General features: G+C 64.5%; 18 protein-coding genes. 4 read left to right on the plus strand and 14 right to left on the minus strand.

Annotated features, from left to right (window positions below; genetic code table 11):
• Window positions 1–3: 3 nt before the first annotated feature.
• The 3 genes from coaE (at window position 4) to OKW27_RS26830 (ending at window position 1889) form a co-directional block, all read left to right on the plus strand.
• Window positions 4–618 carry a dephospho-CoA kinase gene (gene coaE, locus OKW27_RS26820; protein WP_429335348.1) on the plus strand — a complete coding sequence of 205 codons (615 nt, stop codon included), beginning with the start codon at window positions 4–6 and terminating at the stop codon, window positions 616–618.
• Between the two features lie 188 nt (window positions 619–806).
• The gene (zapD, locus tag OKW27_RS26825) at window positions 807–1562 is read left to right on the plus strand and encodes a cell division protein ZapD (protein WP_008921182.1); all 756 of its coding nucleotides are present in this window, start codon (window positions 807–809) and stop codon (window positions 1560–1562) included.
• A gap of 123 nt (window positions 1563–1685) precedes the next feature.
• The gene (locus OKW27_RS26830) at window positions 1686–1889 is read left to right on the plus strand and encodes a DNA gyrase inhibitor YacG (protein ID WP_084754177.1); all 204 of its coding nucleotides are present in this window, start codon (window positions 1686–1688) and stop codon (window positions 1887–1889) included.
• Between the two features lie 87 nt (window positions 1890–1976).
• Here OKW27_RS26830 and OKW27_RS26835 read toward each other — a convergent pair whose 3' ends face one another.
• From OKW27_RS26835 to secA, 4 genes are all read right to left on the minus strand, one after another.
• On the minus strand, window positions 1977–2423 hold the full coding sequence (locus tag OKW27_RS26835) for an NUDIX domain-containing protein (protein ID WP_187610011.1): 447 nt from the start codon (window positions 2421–2423) through the stop codon (window positions 1977–1979).
• The gene (locus OKW27_RS26840; protein WP_090801949.1) at window positions 2420–3289 is read right to left on the minus strand and encodes an ATP-binding protein; all 870 of its coding nucleotides are present in this window, start codon (window positions 3287–3289) and stop codon (window positions 2420–2422) included. The genes OKW27_RS26835 and OKW27_RS26840 overlap by 4 nt, the downstream gene beginning before the upstream one ends.
• A gap of 37 nt (window positions 3290–3326) precedes the next feature.
• Complete coding sequence (gene argJ / locus OKW27_RS26845) at window positions 3327–4568, minus strand: bifunctional glutamate N-acetyltransferase/amino-acid acetyltransferase ArgJ (protein WP_090801950.1); 1242 nt, start codon at window positions 4566–4568, stop codon at window positions 3327–3329.
• A gap of 153 nt (window positions 4569–4721) precedes the next feature.
• Window positions 4722–7538 (minus strand): preprotein translocase subunit SecA, encoded by a 2817-nt coding sequence (gene secA / locus OKW27_RS26850; protein ID WP_090801952.1) that lies wholly within the window; start codon window positions 7536–7538, stop codon window positions 4722–4724.
• 285 nt (window positions 7539–7823) lie between these two features.
• Here secA and OKW27_RS26855 point away from each other — a divergent pair, with 285 nt between their 5' ends.
• Window positions 7824–8306 carry a DciA family protein gene (locus tag OKW27_RS26855; protein ID WP_429335349.1) on the plus strand — a complete coding sequence of 161 codons (483 nt, stop codon included), beginning with the start codon at window positions 7824–7826 and terminating at the stop codon, window positions 8304–8306.
• 64 nt (window positions 8307–8370) lie between these two features.
• Here OKW27_RS26855 and lpxC read toward each other — a convergent pair whose 3' ends face one another.
• The 10 genes from lpxC to murD form a co-directional block, all read right to left on the minus strand.
• Window positions 8371–9288, minus strand: a complete 918-nt coding sequence (gene lpxC / locus OKW27_RS26860; protein ID WP_090801955.1) for a UDP-3-O-acyl-N-acetylglucosamine deacetylase — start codon at window positions 9286–9288, stop codon at window positions 8371–8373.
• Window positions 9289–9574: 286 nt separating this feature from the next.
• The gene (locus OKW27_RS26865) at window positions 9575–10078 is read right to left on the minus strand and encodes a peroxiredoxin (RefSeq protein ID WP_090801956.1); all 504 of its coding nucleotides are present in this window, start codon (window positions 10076–10078) and stop codon (window positions 9575–9577) included.
• 265 nt (window positions 10079–10343) lie between these two features.
• Window positions 10344–11546, minus strand: a complete 1203-nt coding sequence (gene ftsZ / locus OKW27_RS26870) for a cell division protein FtsZ (protein WP_090801959.1) — start codon at window positions 11544–11546, stop codon at window positions 10344–10346.
• Between the two features lie 116 nt (window positions 11547–11662).
• Complete coding sequence (ftsA, locus tag OKW27_RS26875; protein ID WP_008921172.1) at window positions 11663–12895, minus strand: cell division protein FtsA; 1233 nt, start codon at window positions 12893–12895, stop codon at window positions 11663–11665.
• A gap of 27 nt (window positions 12896–12922) precedes the next feature.
• Window positions 12923–13675 carry a cell division protein FtsQ/DivIB gene (locus tag OKW27_RS26880; protein WP_090801961.1) on the minus strand — a complete coding sequence of 251 codons (753 nt, stop codon included), beginning with the start codon at window positions 13673–13675 and terminating at the stop codon, window positions 12923–12925.
• A 23-nt stretch (window positions 13676–13698) separates the two neighbouring features.
• Window positions 13699–14640 (minus strand): D-alanine--D-alanine ligase, encoded by a 942-nt coding sequence (locus OKW27_RS26885; RefSeq protein ID WP_429335350.1) that lies wholly within the window; start codon window positions 14638–14640, stop codon window positions 13699–13701.
• A 1-nt stretch (window position 14641) separates the two neighbouring features.
• Entirely contained in the window at window positions 14642–16045 is a 1404-nt protein-coding gene (gene murC / locus OKW27_RS26890; protein WP_184066906.1) for a UDP-N-acetylmuramate--L-alanine ligase, read from the minus strand.
• On the minus strand, window positions 16042–17166 hold the full coding sequence (gene murG / locus OKW27_RS26895; protein WP_429335351.1) for an undecaprenyldiphospho-muramoylpentapeptide beta-N-acetylglucosaminyltransferase: 1125 nt from the start codon (window positions 17164–17166) through the stop codon (window positions 16042–16044). Before murG ends, murC begins: the two co-directional genes overlap by 4 nt.
• On the minus strand, window positions 17163–18428 hold the full coding sequence (ftsW, locus tag OKW27_RS26900; protein ID WP_090801966.1) for a putative lipid II flippase FtsW: 1266 nt from the start codon (window positions 18426–18428) through the stop codon (window positions 17163–17165). The genes murG and ftsW overlap by 4 nt, the downstream gene beginning before the upstream one ends.
• Window positions 18425–19963 (minus strand): UDP-N-acetylmuramoyl-L-alanine--D-glutamate ligase, encoded by a 1539-nt coding sequence (gene murD / locus OKW27_RS26905; protein WP_429335352.1) that lies wholly within the window; start codon window positions 19961–19963, stop codon window positions 18425–18427. The genes ftsW and murD overlap by 4 nt, the downstream gene beginning before the upstream one ends.
• Window positions 19964–19986 lie beyond the last annotated feature (23 nt).

Genomic DNA, 19986 nt, shown 5'->3' on the forward strand with positions numbered 1-19986 from the left:
ACCATGTTCGTTGTGGGACTCACTGGCGGCATCGGCAGCGGCAAATCGACGGTGGCCGATCTGTTCGCCGCGCGCGGCGTGCCGCTCGTCGACACGGACGTGATCGCGCATCGCATCACCGCGCCGCATGGCCTCGCAATGCCGCACATCGCCGCCGCATTCGGCGCGCAATTCGTCGCCGCCGACGGCTCCCTCGATCGCGCGCGCATGCGCACGCTCGTGTTCAGCGACGAGACCGCGCGCAAACGTCTCGAAGGCATCACGCATCCGCTGATTCGCGCGGAAACCGAGCGCGAAGAGCGCGAAGCGAAAGGACCGTATGTGATCGTCGTGGTGCCGTTGCTGGTCGAGTCCGGGACCTGGAAGAACCGCGTGAATCGCGTGCTCACCGTCGATTGCAGCGTCGACACGCAGATCGCGCGTGTGGTGAGCCGCAACGGCTTCAGCCGTGAGCAGGTGCTCGCAATCATTGCGCGCCAGGCCACGCGCGAAGCGCGGCTCGCCGCCGCCGACGACGTGATCGTCAATGACAATGCGCCGCTCGAAGAACTCGAGGCGCAGGTGGACGCTCACCATCAAGCCTATCTGTCGCTGGCGAAGGGCGATGCCGAGTTGTAGCGCGCGCAGACGCGTCGTCACCGGCACATTGAACTTTGCGCGCACCTGGCAGCCGAAGCGCTCATAACACCGGGAACTCACAAAAAAGTTGCGAAAGCGCGCAGAAAAAGTGCGTGATTGCCTGGGTAGTCCCACGGCATTAGAATGTTTTGCATTCCTGTCACCGACCACGCCCGAGGCGAGCCCGCTTGATCCTTTACGAGTACCCCTTCAATGAGCGAATCCGGACGCTGTTGCGGCTCGAAGATCTGTTCGAGCGCTTCACGTTCTTTCTGACTCAGGAAGACGCGCGGGAACATCACGTCGCACTGACAACGCTGTTCGAAATCTCCGAAGTGGCGGGCCGCGCGGATCTGAAATCGGATCTGATGAAAGAGCTCGAGCGGCAGCGGCAAACGCTCGCGCCATTTCGCGGCAATCCGGGCATCGAGCAGAACGCGCTCGAAGCGGTGCTCGGCGAAATCGAGCAGACGCTTGCGGGGCTCACGCAGATGCAAGGCAAGACCGGCCAGCATCTTGCAGACAACGAGTGGCTCGCGAGCATTCGCAGCCGCGCAATCATCCCCGGTGGTACCTGCAAATTCGACCTGCCCTCGTATTACGCGTGGCAACAGTTGCATCCTGATCAGCGTCGCCAGGACATCGCCAAGTGGGTGACACCGCTTTTGCCGCTGCGCGACGCGGCCACCATCGTGCTGCGGCTCGCGCGTGAGTCGGGCCAGGCGTCGAAGGTGATGGCGATGCAAGGCAGCTATCAGCAAATGCTGTCGGGCCGCTCGTATCAATTGATGCAGGTTCGCGTCGCTCCCGAATTGCGCGTGATTCCCGAAGCGAGCGCCAACAAGTACATGCTGTGGGTGCGCTTTACGGTGCAGGACGGCGATCTGCGGCCGCGCGCGGTCGACGTCGACGTGCCGTTCCAACTCACGCTCTGCAGCCTGTAATCGCCTGTCAATCACCGCCGCATTGAGCAGCGCACACCGGATTTGACCGAACGCGCCTTTGAACCGGCGCGAAATAGCCCTATATTCGTTACTTGTTCCGTTTGCGATTGACCGTCCGACCGTATGCCTACCGTCGTCAAATGTCCTACCTGCGGTAAAGATGTCCGCTGGACCTCCGAGAGCCGCTTCCGTCCGTTCTGCTCCGAGCGCTGCAAACAGACCGATCTGGGCGCATGGGCCGCCGAAAAATACAGGATTGGCGGCAACGAACAGGAAGGATCTTCGTCCGAAGAGGAAACGCCGCGCGGCGACTACAACCCGCACTGAGCGAGTCAGTAAAAAAGCCACGCGAACCGGCGCTGCCGATACAGCGCCCGCTACCGCGTGGCTTTTTCAGTCACTGCCTTCAATCAATCACTTCTTCTCAGCCGCGAGCCACTCCAGCACCGGGATCGTGGCCGGCAGCAACGGCGAGACATCCGCAGGCAAGCTCTGCCAGACGAAGGCCTGGCCTTCACGCCCGTGCGGCTCGCCCGACCACTGTGTCACCTTGCAGAAGAAGAGGCGCACATAGGCGTGCGGATAATCGTGTTCGAGCGTATGCCACAGATGGCTCGCCTCGACCTCGATTCCCAGCTCCTCGTGCAGTTCGCGCGCGAGCGCGGCCTCGACCGATTCGCCCGCTTCGAGCTTGCCGCCCGGAAACTCCCAGTAGCCCTCGTACGGCTTGCCCGTCGGACGCTGCGCGAGCAGATAGCGCCCATCCGGCTGCACCAGCACGCCAACCGCGACTTCGGTGACCGGACGGCCCGCGCCGTTGGCGCCGACGCTATGGCCGGCGCTTTTGTTAGCGTCGCTCATGCCGGCGTCTTACGGCCGGACCAGTCGCGCGCGAACTGCCATGCGACCCGTCCCGAGCGCGAGCCACGTTCGAGCGCCCACACGAGCGCATCGCCGCGCGCCGATTCGATCTCGGCGTCGTCGCAACCGAAATGGCGCAGCCAGTGCGCGATGATCGTCAGGTAGTCGTCCTGCTTGAACGGATAGAAGCTGACCCACAGCCCGAAACGCTCGGACAGCGAAATCTTCTCTTCGACCAGTTCACCCGGATGAATCTCGCCGTCCGAAGTGTGCTTGTACGTCTCGTTGTCGCTCATGTACTCGGGCAGCAGATGGCGGCGGTTCGACGTCGCATAGATCAGTACGTTGTCGGACTGCGCGGCCACCGAGCCGTCGAGCGCGACCTTCAGCGCCTTGTAGCCCGACTCGCCTTCTTCGAACGACAGGTCGTCGCAGAACACGACGAAGCGCTCCGGCCGCTTCGCGATCAGATCGACGATGTCGCCGAGGTCGTGCAGATCGTCCTTGTCCACTTCGATCAGGCGCAGGCCGTCTTTCGCATACGCGTTCAGGCACGCCTTGATCAGCGACGACTTGCCGGTACCGCGCGCGCCCGTCAGCAGCACGTTGTTGGCCGGCTGACCGCGCACGAACTGGCGCGTGTTCTGTTCGATCAACCCCTTCTGGCGATCGATGTTCTGCAGGTCGTCGAGCGTGATCGGCGAAATGGCATGCACCGGCTGCAAGTAGCCGCGACCCTGGCGCTTGCGCCAGCGGAAAGCGACCGCGGCCGACCAGTCGATGTCCGGCGCGGCGGGCGGAAGCATCGCTTCCAGGCGGCCGAGCACGGCTTCGGCCCGGTTCAGAAACTGTTCGAGTTTGTCCATGGTGAGTAGGCGGCCCGTGGCCGCGCTTTGAAGCTGATTACGAGCGGTAGTCGGCGTTGATGCTCACGTAGTCGTGCGACAGATCGCAGGTCCAGATCGTGGCTTGCGCATTACCGCGGCCGAGCACGACGCGAATGCCGATCTCGCTTTTTTTCATCACGCGCTGGCCGTCTTCTTCGCGGTAGGCCGGGTTGCGTCCGCCGGCAGTCGCGACCAGCACGTCGTCCAGATACAGATCGATCTTGCCGACGTCGAGATCGTCAACGCCGGCATAGCCGATGGCCGCGAGAATACGGCCGAGGTTCGGGTCCGATGCATAGAAGGCCGTCTTGACAAGCGGCGAGTGGCCGATCGCGTAGGCGATCTGGCGGCATTCGCCGACGCTCGAGCCGCCTTCGACATGCACGGTCATGAATTTGGTCGCGCCCTCGCCGTCGCGCACGATCAGTTGCGCGAGGTTCTGCGCGACCTCGGTCACCGCGTCGCGCAGCGCTGCATAAGCGGGCGAATCGGTGGACGTGATCGCGGGCAGGCTCGATTTGCCCGACGCGATCAGGATGAACGAATCGTTGGTCGACGTATCGCCATCGATCGTGATGCAGTTGAACGAGCGATCCGCGACGTGCTTCACGAGCTCGTCGAGGACCGGCTGCGCGACGGCTGCGTCGAACGCGAGGAAGCCGAGCATGGTCGCCATGTTCGGCTTGATCATGCCGGCGCCCTTGCTGATGCCGGTCAGCGTGACCGTGTGACCGTCGATCGTGACCTGGCGCGAGCTCGCCTTCGGCAGCGTGTCGGTCGTCATGATCGACTGCGCCGCGTCGTACCAGTTCGCTTCCTTGCGGTTCGCTAGCGCGGCCGGCAAGCCCGCCTTCAGACGATCGACCGGCAGCGGTTCGAGAATCACGCCCGTCGAGAACGGCAGCACCTGCTCGGGCACGATGTCGGCGAGACGCGCGAGTTCCGCGCAGGTTTCGCGCGTCGCGGCGAGGCCCGGCTCACCGGTGCCCGCGTTCGCGTTGCCGGTGTTGATCACCAGCGCGCGAATCGGCTTGCCGCCCGCGCGCACGCGCTGCAGGTTCTCGCGACAGACCGTGACGGGCGCCGCGCAGAAGCGGTTCTGCGTGAACACGCCGCCTACCGTCGCGCCTTCGTCGACGGAAATGACGAGCACGTCCTTGCGGTTCGGTTTGCGGATATTCGCTTCCGCCCAGCCTAGCGTGACGCCGGCGACGGGGTGGAGTTGAGCGGGATCGATCGAGGGAAAGTTGACAGCCATGGTCGCGACCTGTCGAAGAAAATGCCGGCGGACGCCGGCATCGGGGAAACGGAACTGATGACCCGGGTGTGTTGCCGGGTCACCCGCGAAATCAAAACGGTCAAACGGCGCTTAAAAACGACACGGCGCGCCCGGAAGCGCGCCGCATCGCCATCAGGCGATCTTGCCGTGGCACTGCTTGTACTTCTTGCCGCTGCCGCACGGGCACGGGTCGTTGCGGCCGACCTTCGGCACGTTGTCGGCATTCATGTGCACGGCCGCCTGCGGCGCTGCGCCGTGGCCGTGGCTCATCGCGTCGCCGATCATCGCGGCGGTGGCCGCTTCGGCCGCGACCGGCGCGGCGGCGCCGGCTTCCGCGAACTCGGCATGACGGAACTCGACGTTCTCCAGATGACCGCCCTGCTCTTCCATCTGCTCCGCGGCCGCTTCGAGCTGCTCCGGCGACTGGATCTGCACGTTCATCACGATGCGCGTGACTTCGAGCTTCACGGCGTCGAGCATCGCGGCGAACAGTTCGAACGCCTCGCGCTTGTATTCCTGCTTCGGGTTCTTCTGCGCATAGCCGCGCAGATGGATGCCCTGACGCAGATGATCGAGCGCGGCCAGATGCTCGCGCCACGCGCGGTCGAGCGTCTGCAGCATGATCGAGCGCTCGAACGCGCTGAACGATTCGCGGCCGACCAGTTGGACCTTCGCCTCGTACCCTTCGTCCGCGGCGGCCTCGACCGCTTCGAGAATCTCTTCCGCGCTGATCGAGTTCGACTCGTTGATCATTTCCTGAATCGCGAGGTCGAGCTGCCATTCGTTGCGCAGCACTTCCTCGAGCTCGGGCACGTCCCACTGCTCTTCGATGCTGCCCACCGGCACGAACTGATGCACGATGTCGCCGACCACGCCGTGACGCATCGCGCTGATGGTCTCGGTGATGTCGTTCGCTTCGAGCAGTTCGTTGCGCTGCTGGTAGATCACCTTGCGCTGGTCGTTCGATACGTCGTCGTATTCGAGCAATTGCTTACGAATATCGAAGTTGCGCGCCTCGACCTTGCGTTGCGCCGATTCAATCGAGCGCGACACGATGCCCGCTTCGATCGCCTCGCCTTCCGGCATCTTCAGGCGGTCCATGATCGCGCGCACGCGGTCGCCCGCGAAAATGCGCAGCAGCGGATCTTCCAGCGACAGATAGAAGCGCGACGAACCCGGGTCGCCCTGACGGCCCGCACGGCCGCGCAGCTGGTTGTCGATCCGGCGCGACTCGTGACGTTCGGTGCCGATGATGTGCAGACCGCCCGCGGCCTTCACCTGGTCGTGCAGCGTCTGCCATTCGTCGTGCAGCTTCTGGATGCGGCGCTGCTTTTCGTCGGCGGCGAGCGTTTCGTCCTGCTCGATGAACGACGCCTGCTTCTCCGCGTTGCCGCCGAGCACGATGTCCGTACCACGGCCGGCCATGTTGGTCGCGATCGTGACGCGCTGCGGACGGCCCGCTTCGGCGACGATCTCCGCTTCGCGCGCGTGCTGCTTCGCGTTCAGCACTTCGTGCGGCAAGCTGACCTGCTTCAGCAGATGCGACAGCAGCTCCGAGTTCTCGATCGACGTCGTGCCAACCAGCACCGGCTGACCTCGTTCGAAGCACTCGCGAATGTCGCGGATCACCGCGTCGTAGCGTTCCTTCGCGGTCTTGTAGATCTGATCCTGCTTGTCGATCCGCTTCGGCGGACGGTTGGTCGGGATCACGACCGTTTCGAGACCGTAGATCTCGTTGAATTCGTACGCTTCGGTGTCGGCCGTGCCGGTCATGCCGGCCAGCTTCGCGTACATGCGGAAGTAGTTCTGGAACGTGATCGATGCGAGCGTCTGGTTCTCGCTCTGGATCTTCACGTGTTCCTTCGCCTCGACCGCCTGGTGCAGACCGTCAGACCAACGGCGGCCGGCCATCAGACGGCCGGTAAATTCGTCGACGATGATCACTTCGCCGTTCTGCACGACGTAGTGCTGATCCTTGAAGAACAGCGTGTGCGCGCGCAACGCCGCATACACGTGGTGCATCAGCGTGATGTTCTGCGGCGCGTACAGGCTTTCGCCGTCGCCGATCAGGCCCCACTCGGAGAGCAGGCGCTCGGCCTTTTCGTGGCCCGACTCGGTCAGGAAGACCTGACGGCCTTTTTCGTCCAGCGTGTAGTCGCCCGGCTTCTCGACGCCGGTGCCGTCCGCCTTCTCTTCGCCGATCTGGCGCTCGAGCAGCGGCGGCAACGCGTTCATGCGCACGTAGAGTTCGGTGTGATCTTCGGCCTGGCCGGAGATGATCAGCGGCGTACGCGCTTCGTCGATCAGGATCGAGTCCACCTCGTCGACGACCGCGAAGTTCAGGCTACGCTGCACGCGCGCGTCGGTCTCGTAGACCATGTTGTCGCGCAGGTAGTCGAAGCCGAATTCGTTGTTGGTGCCGTAGGTGATGTCGGCGGCGTAGGCTTGCTGCTTCGCCGTGTGCTCCATCTGCGACAGGTTGATACCGACCGACAGACCGAGGAAGTTGTAGAGACGCGCCATCCATTCGGCGTCGCGCTGCGCGAGGTAGTCGTTGACCGTGACCACGTGGACGCCGCGGCCCGACAGCGCGTTCAGGTAGACCGGCAGCGTCGCGACGAGCGTCTTGCCCTCGCCGGTGCGCATTTCGCTGATCTTGCCGTAGTGCAGCGCCATACCGCCGATCAGCTGCACGTCGAAGTGGCGCATCTTCAGCACCCGCTTGCTGGCCTCGCGGCAGACCGCGAACGCTTCCGGCAGGATCTTGTCGAGCGATTCGCCGCTCGCGACGCGCTGGCGGAATTCACCCGTTTTGGCGCGCAGTTGGTCATCCGTCAATTGCTCGATCTGCGGCTCGAGCGCATTGATCGCCGCGACGGTCTTTTGATATTGCTTGACTAGCCGCTGATTACGGCTGCCAAAAATCTTCTGTAGAAAACCGGTGGTCATCGGATCGGTGTCTGCGTCGCGGCTTCGGCTGGCTCGCGGTATGCACTATGCGCATACCGCGCCTGGGTCGGAAAGTCCTCGGCGGCTTAGTCCAAGTGTGAATTCGAATCGGGCATTTTAGCACGCGCCTCCGGCCGCGCTCGTGTCGCAGGCGTGACGGCGCCGGCCTCCGCCAGCCCCGCCCGGCAATCTCCGGCGCGGCGCGGACCGACTTCGCAAGCTGCCCGCGCGGTACAATCGCGGCGTGAGCGCGCATGGGGCGAGCTCACGTCGTCAATCCCAAACATGAGCCGTTTTTCGTCCTTTTCAAGGCCGCCGAAGCAGTTCGATCGGCGCCGTCCGCAACCGCTTGCCGAGGTACTCGGCCGCACGGACGCGTTCGCTGCGCTGCGCGCAGGCGTCGAGCAGATCGCCGCGCTCGAGAAGGATCTGCGCGAGCTGCTGCCCGATTATCTGGCGACGAGCGTCGAGCCTGGCTTCATCAAGGAGGGCGTGCTGGCCCTGTTCGCCGCGCACAACGCGCTCGCGGCGCGTCTGCGGCATCTGGAGCCGCGGCTGCTGGCGGACTTGCAGCAGCGCGGCTGGCCCGTGCAGGCGCTGAAGATTCGCGTGCGGCCGCAGCCGCTGAAAGAACCGCCGCCCGTAAAAGAGGCGCGCATGACGCCGGCGGGCGCCGCCGCACTGCAGGCGTTGAGCGAATCGCTTGAGCCTTCGCCGTTGCAGGAGGCGCTCGCGCGCATGGCCGCGCGGCATCGGCGCAATCGCTGAACGCTCGACGAAAAAAAACGGCCCCGAGGGGCCGTTTTTCATTCGCTTGCCCGTTACGCTGGCTTTATGCGAACGCAGTCTGCGTCTCGTACGCGAAGCCGCGCGGGGCCTTCTGCGTGTCGTCGAAAGTGACGATTTCGTACGAGTCTTCGTGCGCGAGCAACTCACGCAGCAACGCGTTGTTCAGACCGTGGCCCGACTTGTACGCGGTGTACGACGCGAGCAGCGGGTGGCCGACCACGTACAGGTCGCCGATGGCGTCGAGCATTTTGTGCTTGACGAACTCGTCGTCGTAACGCAAGCCGTCGTTGTTCAGGATGCGATACTCGTCGAGCACGATCGCGTTGTCCATGCTGCCGCCGCGCGCGAGGCCAAGCTCACGCATCATTTCCACTTCGTGCGCGAAGCCAAACGTGCGGGCACGCGCGATTTCGCGCACGTACGACGTGTTGGCGAAATCCACTTCCAACGCCTGACCGGTTTTGTCCACGGCCGGGTGACGGAAGTCGATCGTGAATTTGAGCTTGAAACCGAAGTACGGATCGAGGCGCGCGAACTTGTCGCCGTCACGGATTTCGACCGGCTTCGTGACCTTGATGAATTTCTTCGGCGCGTTCTGCTCTTCGATACCCGCCGACTGGATCAGGAACACGAACGAACCCGCACTGCCATCCATGATCGGGATTTCCTCGGCGGTGACGTCGACGTAAAGATTGTCGATGCCAAGACCGGCGCAGGCGGACATCAGATGCTCAATGGTCGACACGCGCGCGCCGTCTTTCTGCAACACGGAAGCCAGACGCGTATCGCCAATCGCCAGCGCCGACGCAGGAATGTCCACCGGCGTGGGCAAATCCACGCGCGAAAACACGATGCCAGTGCCCGGCGCCGCCGGGCGGAGCGTCAAATTGACTTTACGGCCGGAGTGCAGCCCGATGCCGACAGTCTTGACGATCGATTTAATTGTGCGCTGCTTCAACATGGTGGCATTCTGTTCGATTGAAAATCCCAATCAGGATTTTTTATTTCATAGCGCGAATTATACTCCAATCCCCAGACCAGCGTCTTTGCGGGGAACGTGACAATCTGTTTCGCTGCATTACCCACTGGGCTCCCCGACGGAAAGCGTGACGGGCCGATGCCCCGGAACGGAGGCGTTTCCGGTCATCGGCCCGCGTAACGGCCTGTCACAAAAGCGTCGTAATCACCGTTGCCGTAACGCCACGCGGAATAAACGCAGGGTCGCGACGAAGGTGCGACGTCAGCAACTAGCTCAACGTGGCGAGAATACTCGCTGCATCGCTGACTTCGAATTTGCCGGCAGCCTCGACATTCAGCGTCTTGACCACGCCGTCGTCGATCACCATCGCGTAGCGCAGGGAACGGATCCCCATGCCGCGCGCCGACAGATCCTGCTCCAGACCAAGCGCCCGTGTGAAAGCCGCACTACCGTCCGCCATCATGCGCACCTTGCCCGAGGTGTGCTGATCGCGTCCCCACGCGCCCATGACGAACGCGTCGTTGACGGACACGCACCAGATTTCGTCGATGCCGGCAGCGCGCAACTGCTCGGCATGCTCGACATAGCCCGGTACATGTTTGGCCGAACAGGTCGGCGTGAACGCGCCGGGCAATCCGAAGATCACCACGCGCTTGCCCGCCGTCTGCTCGTGCACGTCGAAACTGTTCGGTCCGATCGTGCAGCCCGCCCGGTCGTCTTCGACGTACTCGAAGAGCGTCGCGTCGGGCAACTTTTCACCTTCCTTGATCATGCTCAGTCCTTTGCATCGATGCGAAGCACGCTCGCACGTCCTCGTGTCGCAGTGAATTTCGGTTCGGCCCATTCAACTATAAGCCAACGCCGTTCGGCGGCAGCCACTTCGTCCGCTTCGCGAATCCGCAGAGGGCAGTTGCCCCTGCCGCGAATCAGACGATAAGCGACCTGCTTGCCGTTCACCCGCCACGCTCGTGCGTTCGTCCGCCAGCGCTGCATCTGCGACCTTACTCGCAACGCGGCAACGAAGCCTGCCCGTGCGCTCAGTCCGCCTGCTTGCGCAGGAATGCCGGAATGTCGTACGTATCGACGCCCTTTTCCTGCAGCGCCTGCACGTGCGAGGCCGCCGTGTCGCGCGAGGTGCGCCACACTGCCGGCGTATCGAGCGCGCCGTAGTCGGCCGTGCTGGCGTGGCCTGCCGCCGGTGCGTACGCCGCATGCGTCATCGCGCCGATCGGCTGGTTGTCGGTGCCGGTGCGCAGCAGCGTCATCGGTGCAGATTGCTGCTTCTTCGCCGCGCGGCCGAGGCCCGTCGCGACGACCGTCACGCGCAGCGCGTCGCCCATCGCGTCGTCGTACACGGCGCCGAAGATCACCGTGGCATCTTCCGCGGCATAGCTCTTGATCGTGTTCATCACTTCGCGCGTTTCCGACAGACGCAGCGAACGGCTCGACGTGATGTTGACCAGCACGCCACGCGCGCCCGACAGATCGACGCCTTCCAGCAGCGGGCTCGCGACGGCCTGTTCGGCCGCAAGACGCGCGCGATCGACGCCGGCAACCGTCGCCGTGCCCATCATCGCCTTGCCCTGCTCGCCCATCACAGTCTTCACGTCTTCGAAGTCGACGTTGACGAGACCGTCGACGTTGATGATTTCCGCAATGCCCGCGACCGCGTTGTTCAGAACGTCGTCAGCGCACTGGAAGCACTTGTCCATCTCGGCGTCGTCGCCCATCACCTCGAACAGCTTGTCGTTCAGCACGACGATCAGCGAGTCGACGTGATCCTCCAGTTGCTGCGAACCGGCTTCCGCCACGCGCATACGCTTGCCGCCTTCGAATTCGAACGGCTTGCTGACGACGCCAACGGTCAAAATACCCATTTCCTTCGCGATCTGCGCGACGACCGGTGCCGCGCCCGTGCCGGTACCGCCACCCATGCCGGCGGTGATGAACACCATGTGCGCGCCGCGCAGTGCGTCGGCGATACGCTCGCGTGCTTCTTCAGCGGCGGCGTGCCCCATTTCCGGCTTGGCGCCCGCGCCCAGACCCGTGTTGCCGAGCTGGATCACCGCGGTGGCGCGCGAACGCGACAGCGCCTGCGCGTCCGTGTTCATCACGATGAAGTCGACGCCTTGCACGCCTTTGTTGATCATGTGCTGAACGGCATTGCCGCCAGCGCCACCGACTCCGACGACCTTGATGATCGTGCCGCTCGTTTCGGTTTCCAGCATCTGGAATTCCATGTTGCCTCCGTCAAGATAAAAAGTTACCGCCACTCGGCGTTATCCGGCAGGAGATCGGGCAACCCCCTGTCGCGCGCCGGCCGCCGGCACCAGCGCGAATTTCTCGAAACCCGTGGTCAGAAGTTGCCGAGGAACCAGTCCTTCATGCGCGAGAACACCTGTCCCATCGACCCCGACTGCACCGCAACCTTGCGCCCGCGCATGCGCTGCGAGCGTCCTTCGACGAGCAGACCCATCGCCGTCGAATAGCGCGGATTGCGCACGACGTCGGCGAGACCGCCCGCATACTCCGGCACGCCGATGCGCACCGGTTTCAGGAAAATGTCCTCACCGAGCTCGACCATGCCGATCATCATCGACGCGCCGCCCGTCAGCACGACGCCCGAGCTCAGCAGTTCCTCATAACCCGACTCGCGCACCACCTGCTGCACGAGCGAAAACAGTTCTTCGACGCGCGGCTCGATCACGGCCGCCAATGCCTGGCGCGACAGCGTGCGCGGACCGCGCTCGCCGAGACCCGGCACTTCGATCATCTCGTCCGGATCGGCGAGCGCCTGCTTGGCGATGCCGTAGTCGACCTTGATGTCCTCGGCATCCGGCGTCGGCGTGCGCAGCGCCATCGCGATGTCGCTCGTGATCTGGTCGCCGGCGATCGGAATCACGGCCGTGTGGCGAATCGCGCCTTCGCTGAAGATCGCGATGTCCGTCGTGCCGCCGCCGATGTCGACCAGCACCACGCCCAGTTCCTTTTCGTCTTCCGTCAGCACTGCGAGCGACGACGCGAGCGGCTGCAGAATCAGGTCGTTCACTTCGAGGCCGCAGCGACGCACGCACTTGACGATGTTCTGCGCCGCGCTCACGGCACCGGTCACGATATGCACCTTCACTTCGAGGCGGATGCCGCTCATGCCGATCGGCTCGCGCACGTCTTCCTGACCGTCGATGATGAATTCCTGCGTGAGGATATGCAGCACCTGCTGGTCGGTCGGAATGTTGATCGCCTTCGCGGTTTCGATTACGCGCGCGACGTCGGCCTGCGTGACTTCCTTCTCCTTGATCGCGACCATGCCGCTCGAATTGAAGCTGCGGATATGGCTGCCGGCGATCCCGGTGAACACGTTCGTGATCTTGCAGTCGGCCATCAGCTCGGCTTCCTCGAGCGCGCGCTGAATCGACTGCACGGTGGCTTCGATATTCACCACCACGCCCTTCTTGAGCCCCTTCGATTCGCTCTGGCCGAGACCGATCACCTCGTAGTGACCCTCGCCCTTCAACTCGGCGACGATGGCCACTACCTTCGACGTTCCGATGTCGAGGGCGACCAGCAGATCTTTATAGTCTTTACTCATAGCGTGCTCAGTGCGTGTGATGTCCGTTTACTTCTTGCCCTTGTCGGGTTCGCTGATGAAGCGCATGCCAGTGGCACGAATCGCGAAACCGTTCGGATAGCGCAAGTCCGCATTCTCGATATCCTTTCCCCAACGTTGCGTCACCGCGCTCCATGCCGCGGTCAGGCGCTTGCTGCGATCGGCCAGCGTGTCCTGATTGCGTTCGCGGCCCAACTCCACCTGCGTGCCGTTCGACAGCTTCACCGTCCACGCGTAGCGCGGCGACAGCGTCACTTCCTCGGGCGTCTCGTGGATCGCCGCGAACCACTTCTGGAAGTCGTGATAACGCGCGACGACTTCCTTCGCCGTACCGTCCGGGCCGTCGAACGCCGGCAGGTCTCCGTCGAGCTCGCCCTGATTCGCGGTGAACAGCTCGCCGTCGACGCTCACCAGCTGATCGCTGCCCCACGTCCCAAGCGGCTTGTACTCCTCGAGCGTGACAGCCAGTGCATTCGGCCACACGCGCCGTACGCTCGCGTGACGCACCCACGGCATCTGCTCGAACGCCTGCCGTGCGGCGTCGAGATCGACCGTGAAGTAGTTGCCCTTCAGTCGCCCCACCACGCCGGCGCGTACCGTCGGCGAATTGATGTGCTCGGTATCGCCGTCGATCTGGATCTCGCGCAGCGCGAAATTCGGGCGCTGGATCAGCCAGTAACCGCCCGCCGCCAGCAGCACGAGCACCAGCAACGCGTGCAGCGCGTTGGTGGCGAGATTGAGCTGGCGAACGTTGTTCCACATGGTGTCGCTTGCGGTTGCCTTGGTTAATCCTGCAGCGTCAGCGCCAACACGCCGACCACCAGTTCCTGATAGCTGATGCCGACCGCGCGCGCCGCTTTCGGCGGCAGCGAGTGATCGGTCATGCCGGGCGCCGTATTCACTTCGAGGAAGTACGGCTTGCCTTCGCCGTCGAGCATGAAGTCCGCGCGGCCCCAGTCGGTGCAGCCGAGCACATCGAACGCGCGGCGCGCGAGCACCTTCAGGCGCGCTTCCTCTTCGGCGCCGAGACCGCACGGAATCAGATACTGCGTGTCGTTGGCGACGTACTTCGCGTGGTAGTCGTAGAACTCGCCGGCCGGCACGATGCGGATCACCGGCAGGTCCAGATTGCCGGCGATGCACGCGGTGTATTCGCCGCCGCCTTCGATGCTCTTCTCGACCACGACGATACGGTCGTGCTTCACGGCTTCGATCAACGCGGCCGGCAGCGCATCCGCGCGCTTCACCTTGATCACGGCGACACTCGAACCTTCGCTCGCCGGCTTCACGAACAGCGGCAGACCGAGCTTCGCGACGATCTCCTTGGCGCGCGCTTCGTAGTCGTCACCGCGCAGCACCGCTTCGAACGGCGGAGTCGGAATGCCGAGCTGCTGCCACACGAGCTTGGTGCGGAACTTGTCGAGACCGAGCGCCGAGCCGAGCACGCCGCTACCGGTGTAACGGATGCCATAGAAATCCAGCGCGCCCTGGATCTGGCCGTTCTCGCCGTAGCCGCCATGCAGCGCGTTGAACGCGCGCACGAAGCCTTCATCCTTCAACGCGGACAGCGGACGCTCGGCCGGATCGAACGGATGCGCGTCGACGCCCGCGTCACGCAGGCCTTGCAACACCAGGCGCCCGGAATTGAGCGACACCTCGCGCTCGGCGGAATTACCGCCGAGCAGCACTGCCACCTTGCCGAATTGTTTAGGGTCGATACTGCTCATCTCACACCTTCTGTTCCTGAGCGAGTCGAACCGGCACACCGCCGATCGAACCCGCGCCCATCGTAATCACCACATCGCCGTCGCGCACCACCGTGGACAGCGCGTCCGGCACTTCATCCACCGTATCGACAAACACCGGCTCGACCTTGCCCGCGACGCGCAGCGCGCGCGCCAATGCGCGGCCGTCGGCGGCGACGATCGGCGCTTCGCCGGCCGCATAGACTTCGGTCAGCACGAGCGCGTCGACGGTCGACAGCACTTTCACGAAATCCTCGAAGCAATCACGCGTGCGCGTGAAGCGGTGCGGCTGGAACGCCAGCACCAGACGCCGGCCCGGAAATGCGCCGCGCGCCGCCGCCAACGTGGCGGCCATTTCGACCGGGTGGTGACCGTAGTCGTCCACCAGCGTGTAGGAGCCCGCGGCCTGGCCGTCGCTGAGAACCGGCACTTCGCCATAGCGTTGGAAGCGTCGGCCGACGCCGTTGAAATCCGCGAGCGCTCGCTGGATATCGGCATCTTTCACTTCGAGTTCAGTCGCAATTGCAATTGCGGCCAACGCGTTCTGCACGTTGTGCTCGCCCGGCAGGTTCAACGTGACGTCGAGCGGCGCCGCGTCTTCGCGCATCACGGTGAAATGCATGCGGCCTTCGCGAGCTTCGACGTTGACCGCGCGCACCTGCGCATCGGCCGCGAAACCGTAGCGGATGATCGGCTTCGACACGAACGGCAGGATCTCCTTCACGTTCGGATCGTCGACGCACAGCACCGCGATGCCGTAGAACGGCAAACGGTGCGTGAATTCGATGAAGGCCTGCTTCAGACGCGCGAAGTCGTGACCATAGGTGTCCATATGATCGGCGTCGATGTTCGTGATGACCTCGATCACCGGGAACAGGTTCAGGAACGACGCGTCCGATTCGTCCGCCTCGGCGACGATGAAGTCGCCGGTGCCGAGGCGCGCATTCGCGCCCGCGCTGATCAGCCGGCCGCCGATCACGAAGGTCGGATCGAGCCCGCCCGCGGCGAGCACGCTCGCGACCAGCGACGTGGTCGTGGTCTTGCCGTGCGTGCCGGCAATCGCGATGCCCTGCTTCAGACGCATCAACTCCGCGAGCATCACCGCGCGCGGCACGATCGGAATGCGGCGATGACGCGCGGCCAGCACTTCCGGGTTGTCGCTGCGCACCGCGGTCGACACCACCACCGCGTTCGCGCCTTCGATGTTCTCCGCCGCGTGCCCGATCGAAATGCGCGCGCCGAGCCCGGCGAGGCGCTCGGTGACCGCGTTGCCCGACAGGTCCGAGCCGCTCACCTGATAGCCGAGATTGACGAGCACTTCGGCGATGCCGCTCATGCCCACGCCGCCGATGCCGACGAAATGAATGTGTTTGACGATGTGTTTCATTGCTTTCCTTCTGGGCTCACGCCCGCCATCGAACCCGCAGCCGCCACGGTCGCGCAGATCTGCGCGACCTGTTCGGTGGCATCCGGTTTCGCGAGCGAGCGCGAACGCTCCGCCATTTCCGCGAGACTTTCCCGCGTCTGGCTGCGCAACCAGTCGGCGAGCTTTTCCGCCGACAGATCGCGTTGTTGCACGACCAGCGCCGCGCCGTTGTCGGCGAGGAACGCTGCATTAGTGGTCTGGTGATCGTCGACCGCGTACGGGAACGGCACGAACAGCGCCGCGACGCCGACCGCCGAGATCTCCGACACGGTCATCGCGCCCGAGCGGCAGATCACCAGATCGGCTGCTTCGTAAGCGCTCGTCATGTCGTCGATGAACGGCACGAGCGAGACGTCCGCACCAGCCTGCAAACCAGCCGCCGCGTAGTTCTCGCGCAGAGCGTCGATATGCTTCGCGCCCGCCTGATGCATGATGCGCGGTCTCTCGTTGGAGCCAAGCAGCGCGAGCGCGCGCGGCACGACTTCGTTCAACGCCGCGGCGCCGAGACTGCCGCCCACGACGAGCATGTTCAGCGGACCATTACGCTGCGCGTAGCGTGCTTTGGGTGGATTCGCCCGCGCAAGTTCCTCGCGAATCGGATTACCGGTCCATTCGCTGTGCGGCAGCGCATCCGGAAATGCGACCAGCACGCGCTTCGCGAGCTTCGCGAGCACCTTGTTCGCGAGACCCGCGATCGAATTCTGTTCGTGCAGCACGAGCGGCCGGCCGCTCAGCGCGGTCATCAGACCGGCCGGGAACGTGATGTAGCCGCCCATGCCGAGCACCACGTCGGGCTTCACGCGACGCAGCACGCTCAAACTCTGCGTGCACGCGCGCAGCAGATTCACCGGCAGCATCAGCTTGGTCTTCAGACCCTTGCCGCGCACGCCGCCGAAGCGCAGGTACTCCATTGGAATGCCGTGCTTCGGTACCAGCGTCGCTTCCATGCCCGCGGGGTTGCCGAGCCACACGACTTTCCAGCCCCACGCCTGCATCAGATGTGCGACCGCGAGCCCCGGGAACACGTGTCCCCCGGTGCCGCCGGCCATCACCATCAGCGTGCGTTGTGGCAGAGCCGTCATACCTTGCCCCCGCGCATCAACACACGATTTTCATAGTCGACCCGCATCAGCACCGCGATCGCCACGCAGTTCAACAAAATGCCCGAGCCGCCGTAACTGACGAGCGGCAACGTCAGGCCCTTGGTCGGCAGTAGGCCGAGGTTCACGCCCATGTTGATGAAGGTCTGCGCGCCGAACCATATGCCGACGCCCTTCGCGACCAGACCCGCGAACGTGCGATCGAGCGCGAGCGCCTGGCGGCCGATCTCGAACGAACGGCGCACGATCCAGTAGAACATCAGGATCACGACGAGCACACCGACGAAACCGAGCTCCTCGCCGATCACCGCGAGAATGAAGTCGGTATGCGCTTCCGGCAGATAGTTGAGCTTCTCGACGCTGCCGCCGAGACCGACGCCGAACCACTCGCCGCGCCCGAACGCGATCAGCGAGTGCGTCAGCTGATACGCCTTGCCCTGCGCGTAGCGATCGTCCCACGGATCGAGGTAGGCGAAGATCCGCTCACGACGCCACGGCGACGCCCACACCAGCAACGTGAACGTGCCCACCGCGGTCGCGACGAGGCCGCCAAACAGCTTGCCGTTCACACCGCCGAGGAACAGCACGCCCATCGCGATCGCCGCGATCACCATGAACGCGCCCATGTCCGGCTCGAGCAGCAGCAGCATGCCGACGAGACCGACCGCGACGGCCATCGGCAGAAAGCCCTTGGCGAAGCTGTGCATGTATTCCTGCTTGCGCACCGTGTAGTTCGCCGCGTAGATCGTCACCGCGAGCTTCATGATTTCCGACGGCTGCATGTTCGTGATGCCGAGCGGAATCCAGCGGCGCGCGCCGTTCACGCCCTTGCCGATGTGCGGGATCAGCACGATTACGAGCGCGACGAGCGAGATCAGGAAGAGCTTCGGTGCGTACTTGTCCCACGTCGAAATCGGAATGCGGAACGACGCGACGCCGACCGCCGCGCCCATCAGCACGAAGATGAGCTGGCGCACGAGGAACGCCCAATCGCGATACGACGCGTACTTCGGCGAATCGGGCATCGCGATCGACGCCGAGTACACCATCACGACGCCGAGCCCGAGCAGCGCGACGACGACCCACAGCAGCGAGTGGTCGTAGTCGAGCATGCGCGAGCGCAGCGGCCGCACGCCGTTGACCGCGCTCGCGAGACCGCTGCCGCCCGTGCGGGTGGACGTGCGCGCCGCGGCGCCGTTGCCGCCGGAGGGTTCGCGCGAGCCGAAACGTTCCGACCAGCTCATATCATCGTCCCCCGTTCGGCCGCGATATCTTCGACCGTGCTGCGGAATACCGCCGCGCGGTGTGCGTAACCCTTGAACATGTCGAAGCTCGCGCACGCGGGCGACAGCAGCACCGCGTCGCCGGGCTGCGCGAGCGCGGTGGCCGCGCGCGTCGCGTCTTCAAGAGTCGCGTGATCGGTCATCGCGACGCCGCAATGTTCGAGCGCCGCGCGAATCTGTGGCGCGTCGCGGCCGATCAGCATCACCGCGCGGCACCAGCGCATCACCGGTGCGGCGAGCGGCTCGAACTCCTGACCCTTGCCGTCGCCGCCGGCGATCAGCACGACGCACTGCGCGAGACCGTCGAGCGCGGCGACCGTCGCGCCGACGTTGGTGCCCTTGCTGTCGTCCACATAGTCGATGCCGTCGATCGACGCGATCAGTTCCACGCGATGCGGCTCGCCGCGATATTCGCGCAGGCCGTGCAAAAGCGGCGCGCCGGGCAGGCCGATCGCGCGTGCGAGCGCGTACGCGGCCAACGCGTTGGCGGCGTTGTGCAGGCCACGGATGCGCAGTGCGTCGGCGGGCATCAGACGCTTCGACGCGATGTCGGGCGTTGCGGCTGCTTCGTTCTTGCGACGGCGCTTCGGCGTCGGCGCCCCGAAGGAAGTCCCCTTGGGGGACTCGTCGCTCGCGTCGCGATCTTGCGCTTCGACGAGCCACACCATGCCGTTGTCGCGCAGGAGGCCATAGTCACCGTCGTTCTTCGGCTCGGTCACGCCGAACGTGACGACCTCCGCGTCGCCGCTGGCGGGCGCGAGCGCCATCACGCGTGCGTCGTCGCGGTTCAGCACGCGCACCGTCCGTGTACCGAAGATGCGGCCCTTCGCGGCTACGTACGCATCGAGTCCGCCGTGCCAGTCCAGATGATCCTGCGTGATGTTGAGCACGGCGGCCGCGTCCGGCGTAAACGTATGCGAGGTCTCTAGCTGGAAGCTCGACAGTTCGAGCACCCACACGTCGGGCAGCGCGGTCTGGTCGATCGCTTCGGAGAGCTTGTCGAGCAGCGACGGGCTGATGTTGCCCGCCACCGCGACCTTCTTGCCCGCGCGTTCGCACAGCAAGCCGGCGAGACTCGTCGTCGTGGTCTTGCCGTTCGTGCCGGTGATCGCGATCACCTTCGGCGCGTAGCCGGACTCGCCGAGCGTGCGCAGCGCCTGCGAGAACAGTTCGAGTTCGCCCCACACCGGGATGCCCTGCTCGCGCGCCGCCGTGACCAGCGGCAGCAGATCGGCGGCCAGCGGCGACAGTCCCGGGCTGATCGCGACCAGCTCGACGCCTTCGAGCAGCACCGGCGAAAACGGACCGCCGACGAAATCGGCATCGACGCCATGCGCTTCGAGCGCGGACAGATTCGGCGGCACTTCGCGCGTATCGGCCACGCGCAGCCGACAGCCGTGCCTGGCGCACCAGCGCGCCATCGCGAGACCGGATTCACCCAGTCCCAGCACGAGCACCATCGGCTTTTGCCGATCCCGAAACTTCTCGCCGAACATCGCCTGCTTCCTTAAATACTGCT

This window comes from Paraburkholderia sp. 35.1, from assembly GCF_050436525.1.
Lineage (GTDB): Bacteria > Pseudomonadota > Gammaproteobacteria > Burkholderiales > Burkholderiaceae > Paraburkholderia > Paraburkholderia tuberum.

Bases quoted from the DNA above. Each gene is read 5' to 3' on its own strand.
- argJ (WP_090801950.1), bottom strand. From the start codon at position 4,568: ATGGCTGTCAACTTTCCCTCGATCGATCCCGCTCAACTCCACCCCGTC.
- secA (WP_090801952.1), bottom strand. From the start codon at position 7,538: ATGACCACCGGTTTTCTACAGAAGATTTTTGGCAGCCGTAATCAGCGG.
- OKW27_RS26830 (WP_084754177.1), top strand. From the start codon at position 1,686: ATGCCTACCGTCGTCAAATGTCCTACCTGCGGTAAAGATGTCCGCTGG.
- OKW27_RS26865 (WP_090801956.1), bottom strand. From the start codon at position 10,078: ATGATCAAGGAAGGTGAAAAGTTGCCCGACGCGACGCTCTTCGAGTAC.
- OKW27_RS26880 (WP_090801961.1), bottom strand. From the start codon at position 13,675: ATGTGGAACAACGTTCGCCAGCTCAATCTCGCCACCAACGCGCTGCAC.
- OKW27_RS26840 (WP_090801949.1), bottom strand. From the start codon at position 3,289: ATGGACAAACTCGAACAGTTTCTGAACCGGGCCGAAGCCGTGCTCGGC.
- OKW27_RS26855 (WP_429335349.1), top strand. From the start codon at position 7,824: ATGAGCCGTTTTTCGTCCTTTTCAAGGCCGCCGAAGCAGTTCGATCGG.
- coaE (WP_429335348.1), top strand. From the start codon at position 4: ATGTTCGTTGTGGGACTCACTGGCGGCATCGGCAGCGGCAAATCGACG.
- lpxC (WP_090801955.1), bottom strand. From the start codon at position 9,288: ATGTTGAAGCAGCGCACAATTAAATCGATCGTCAAGACTGTCGGCATC.
- ftsW (WP_090801966.1), bottom strand. From the start codon at position 18,428: ATGAGCTGGTCGGAACGTTTCGGCTCGCGCGAACCCTCCGGCGGCAAC.
- murD (WP_429335352.1), bottom strand. From the start codon at position 19,963: ATGTTCGGCGAGAAGTTTCGGGATCGGCAAAAGCCGATGGTGCTCGTG.
- murC (WP_184066906.1), bottom strand. From the start codon at position 16,045: ATGAAACACATCGTCAAACACATTCATTTCGTCGGCATCGGCGGCGTG.
- OKW27_RS26885 (WP_429335350.1), bottom strand. From the start codon at position 14,640: ATGAGCAGTATCGACCCTAAACAATTCGGCAAGGTGGCAGTGCTGCTC.
- murG (WP_429335351.1), bottom strand. From the start codon at position 17,166: ATGACGGCTCTGCCACAACGCACGCTGATGGTGATGGCCGGCGGCACC.
- ftsA (WP_008921172.1), bottom strand. From the start codon at position 12,895: ATGAGTAAAGACTATAAAGATCTGCTGGTCGCCCTCGACATCGGAACG.
- OKW27_RS26835 (WP_187610011.1), bottom strand. From the start codon at position 2,423: ATGAGCGACGCTAACAAAAGCGCCGGCCATAGCGTCGGCGCCAACGGC.
- ftsZ (WP_090801959.1), bottom strand. From the start codon at position 11,546: ATGGAATTCCAGATGCTGGAAACCGAAACGAGCGGCACGATCATCAAG.